This is a genomic window from Occallatibacter sp. (assembly GCF_049802275.1).
In the GTDB taxonomy this organism is placed as follows: domain Bacteria; phylum Acidobacteriota; class Terriglobia; order Terriglobales; family Acidobacteriaceae; genus Telmatobacter.
The window spans coordinates 1-4,327 of sequence record NZ_JBARMD010000366.1; the positions used below are offsets into that span (position 1 = coordinate 1).

Here is a 4,327-nt window from a genome sequence, read left to right on the forward strand (position 1 = left end):
CGCTGCCATACGCCTTCCACTTGCGCCACTGGAAAAACTGCTCCGCGCTGAACGGAATCTTCGGAGCCGTGCCCAGAAACCGCGGCCAGTCGCACGTCTCCGGCGAAGCATCCGGCGGAATCGTGTAATTCCACGCGCCCATCGACGAGTTGCGATCCCAGTACGCCGTCACCATGTTGAGCTTGCCGATCGCGCCCGATGCCAGCACCTCCTTCGCCTTCGCATACAGGATCGAACTCACGCGCTGGCTGCCGATCTGTATAATGCGATTCGTGGCGCGAGCAGTCTCAATCATCTCCGGGCCGTCCGAGTAGAGATGAATCATCGGCTTCTCGCAGTAAACATCCTTGCCGGCCTTCATCGCGTCCACCGATGCCTGCTTGTGCCAGTGATCCGGAGTTCCTATGATGACGGCATCGATGTCCTTGCGCGCAAGAATCTCCTTGTAGTCGCGCGTGGTGAAAACATCGTCGCCCCACACTTCCTTGCTCCGCGCGAGACGCCCGTCGTAGCAATCGGCCACAGCCACCAGCTTCACACCCGGCACCTGCACCGCCGAGCGCGTATCCCCCATGCCCTGCCCACCCGCTCCGATCAGGGCGATTTGAATATGATCATTCGCCGCCACCGGTTTCCCCGGCTCATCCTGAGCCGCCAGCATATGAATCCCCTTGCCCGCCTCTGCACTTGCGCGTGCAACCCCCGCCAGCGATGCCGCTGAAGCCACTCCCGCAACCTTAAGAAAATTTCTCCGATTCCAGATCTGCACAGTTCCCCCATTGAGCGATCATTTCCGCCGCATATAACCATACACGGCCTCACAGGGGATATCCGGCCACGGCTTTCAAGGCCGCCAAAAATCTTATATCGCAGGTTTGTATCTGGGCACGACTTTTACAGCTTGCTGAAAAAGTGTCAAGGGAGTCACTTGTTCTTCACAGGCGGTTTGAATTAGATGATTGGTATGCCGGGTGCCCCATCCAAGCCGCGCCTTTTGCGGCTTGGGTAGGAAAGCAACGAACCTCAACCCCGCCCTAATCGTCATCATCCTTCTTCAGCTTCCGCTTCTCCGTCAGCATCGCCGGCACCGGCTGGTCGCCCATCGTATCCTTCCACAGAATGACGTTTAGCTTCTGCGTAGGAGCTCGATCCGCGTGGCGAAAGTCCATCTTCATGCTTTCTTCCGCGCCAACCGCCTTCTTCGTATTCGCCGTATAAATGAGACCATTGTCGCGATTGGCGTAGTCCGCTGAATACGCCGGCTGGTCGCCCGCACCCGTGAACAAAGTCGAGATCATCGAACTGAAAGCATCGTTGTTATTCATCGGCGGCAGCCCCAGCAGTGTCTCCATCGTGCGGATAACACTCACCGTCGAGTAGAACCTGCTGTCCACGACGGGGGCGCCGTCTTTTCCGTGCGGCGCATATTTGCTGACGACGAACGCGATGCTGCGGTGTGCATCCACATGATCAGCACCCGCCTGCGCATCATCTTCAAGGATGAAAAACGCCGTATCGTCCCAGAACGGCGAGTGCGAAATCGCATCCACTGCGCGCCCTACTGCAAGGTCGTTGTCTGACACGCTGGCCTTCGGTGTTGGTTTGAACGGCACCGTTCCATTTGTATGATCGTCAGGCAGGCGCAACTGAATAAAGTTGGGCATGGTGTCTTTCCCATGTTCCTTGTCCGCCTCCCACTGCTTCAAGTGGCGCAAAAATATCTCCACGCGAATCTGATCGGGAATCGCCAGATTGAAGTCCGGCGACTCCTTCGCGAAATGCCCCACAAGCTCCGGCTTAGTCGCCGTATTTGATGCAATCAGCGGAATCGGCCACGGCCATTTGTTCACGCCGCCGCCCCATTCCGCAGGCAACTGCTCGCCCGGCGCAATGGCCTTTCGTGCGCACGTCTGACCCGGCAGAACCGGCCCCTGCTGCGGATTTGCCGTTTTCTTCTCATCGCAGAACACGGACGAGATGTATTCACCGAAGTGGTAGTAGGTCTTCCCATGCGCAGCCAGGTTTCCCCACAGATAGCCGCTGGCGGGCTCATTCACATCAGGAATGTTTTGCACCAGCGGCAGCCCTTCCGCTACCACTCCTTCAAAGTCATACGTGCGTTCGCCGCCGCGATACGCCTGTTGCCACGTCTTCTCCAGATAATCCGTCCCGATCGCAGCATTCGACCATACATGCCCATCGCCTGAAACTTCACCGGAGTCGTAGAAGTTGTCGAGCACGCCAAACTGCAGTGCCAGCTTGTGCAGGTTCGGCGTCACATCCTCGCCGAACATCGTCAGGCTCTTGTCGCCGTTTCCCACCGGCTTTCCATTCTGCGTAAGATCGCCAAGAATCTGATCGTAGGTGCGGTTTTCCTTAATGATATAGATCACGTGCTTGATGCGATTGTGCGTGCCATCGGCAAACTTAACCTTCTCCGCAGCCGCCTTCATGCGATTTGAATTCAACACTGCATCAGTGGATTCAGCCAGCCCGCTCTCGACCTGCGCCTCGTTCAACACTGCCAGCGATCCATACAGCAGAGTGGGAATGTAGTTGGTCCTTTTCGGCATGCCGGGTTTGCGTGGCTCGTCAGCAGGCACATACGGATTTGGACCTGCGCCCTTTCCCTTTGCGGTCGCCACGAACAACCGCCCGCCTGATTTTCCGGGCAGGAAGGCCATCGACATGGGCATCCACTCTGTGGGCACAAATCCATCGGGCTCGATCATGCCGGAGTGCGCCGTCTTCGCGTTCAGCTTCCGCGTGTCGATCACCGCAATTGCGTCAGTCGCCATGTTCGCCGCATATAGCCGATTTCCCGAGGCATTCAACGCCACCGCCAGCGGCTCCGCGCCAAAATAGCTCTGCCCCGGCAGTCGCGTATCGAAATACCCCTTCACGCTGAATTGCCCCGCACCCACATTCACTGCCGCCACGGCGTCGCGATTGGCCAGCGCAACATACAATGTCTTGCCATCGCCGCTCAGCGCGAACGCACACGGATGCGTTCCCGGTTTCACTGGATTCGTCGGCTTCAGCAACGCCAGCTTGCGTCCTACAGCGTTCTTTGCAAGATTGAGTTCGACAATTTCAGACGCATTCCAAAGCGCAACAAACGCGCGACGGCCATCCTTCGAAGTTTGCAACGCAATCGGATATGTCGACGGCACCGCATTGCTCTCCGACAGATCGAAGCGATGCTCGACCTTCCCGGTTCCCGGATCGATCAGAAGCACATCATCGGTCAGGTTCTCTGCCACCAGCAGTTTGTCCGCGCCTCCACTCTCGACGACCGCAATGGCCGCCGGAAACGGCACACCCTGATCCCCGTCCACGTCCCCGATCAGCTTCGTCTTGCGACCTGCGTCCAGTTGAACCATGGGCAACGCAATCAACCGCTCCGGCTCAATCTTTCCGTCCGCGAACCTGTACACCACAATGCCGCTGCCCGTATCAGCGACGCCATGCGCCGGCTTCTCTTTGCCCAGCGGATCCGTCTCCGAACCGATGCAAGCGTACACGTGTCTCCCATCGCGACTGAAAGCAAGACCGGAATAAAGCGTCTGCTTGGCGCGCACCGGCGTGCGGTCATCCGGGAAATCAGTCAGCGTTCCCATCTGCGTATCAAAGACAGCCAGTGACTGCTGGTACTTCGATTCATACGTTCCGTAGCCGGCATTCACCGTGACCACGTACCGCCCGTCCGGCGAAATCGCCATCGACATCGGCAGGCTGTTTAAACGCTGCGGATTGCCGGGAACCGGCTCGATCAACTGCTTACTGCTGGGGAGATCAATGCTCTGCGCAAAGTTCGATTGCACTCCAACCATCAACAAACCGCCAGCCATCAGGTACAACGCCGAAATTCGCATGGCAAAACAATAACAAATGGAGCTCGACCTCACATCACATGTCGATGACAACAGTCCGCTCCGATCCGGCATCACAACCGAAGCAAGCCATCCCGTGCACCTGCAATAATGGTTTGCCATGCAAACGGTAGTGACCGCAGAGAGTCTCTGGGACGGAAAGAGCCTTCACCAGCATCCGCTGATCCTGATTGAAGACGGCAAGATCGACTCGATAGCCAGCCGTGAAACAACGCAGTTGCCCGCCGGCGCACGCGTGCTCAATTTTCCCGGTGCAACGCTCGGTCCCTCATTCTTCGACGTACACATCCACGGCGCCGCCGGTCACGACGTGATGGAGGCGACCTCTCAGGCGCTCGACACCATGGGCACGTTTCTTGCATCGCGCGGAACCAGCGCCTACCTCGCCACCACCGTCGCCGCGCCACTCGATGCCACACTGCGCGCTCTGGACG

The 4,327-nt window shown here is 58.0% G+C and carries 2 protein-coding genes and 1 pseudogene; 1 reads left to right on the forward strand and 2 read right to left on the reverse strand.

Annotated elements, in window-relative coordinates; all coding sequences use genetic code 11:
• Together WA354_RS12740 and WA354_RS12745 are read right to left on the reverse strand one after the other, a co-directional pair.
• On the reverse strand, positions 1–727 hold a 727-nt coding region (locus WA354_RS12740; RefSeq protein ID WP_472813389.1), incomplete at its 3' end, for a Gfo/Idh/MocA family protein.
• A gap of 307 nt (positions 728–1,034) precedes the next feature.
• Positions 1,035–3,851 (reverse strand): phosphoesterase, encoded by a 2,817-nt coding sequence (locus tag WA354_RS12745; RefSeq protein ID WP_472813390.1) that lies wholly within the window; start codon positions 3,849–3,851, stop codon positions 1,035–1,037.
• A gap of 142 nt (positions 3,852–3,993) precedes the next feature.
• On the opposite strand from WA354_RS12745, the pseudogene WA354_RS12750 reads away from it, so the two are divergent.
• A pseudogene (locus WA354_RS12750) lies at positions 3,994–4,327 on the forward strand (N-acetylglucosamine-6-phosphate deacetylase); the annotation flags it as partial.

Bases quoted from the DNA above. Each gene is read 5' to 3' on its own strand.
- WA354_RS12745 (WP_472813390.1), bottom strand. From the start codon at position 3,851: ATGGCTGGCGGTTTGTTGATGGTTGGAGTGCAATCGAACTTTGCGCAG.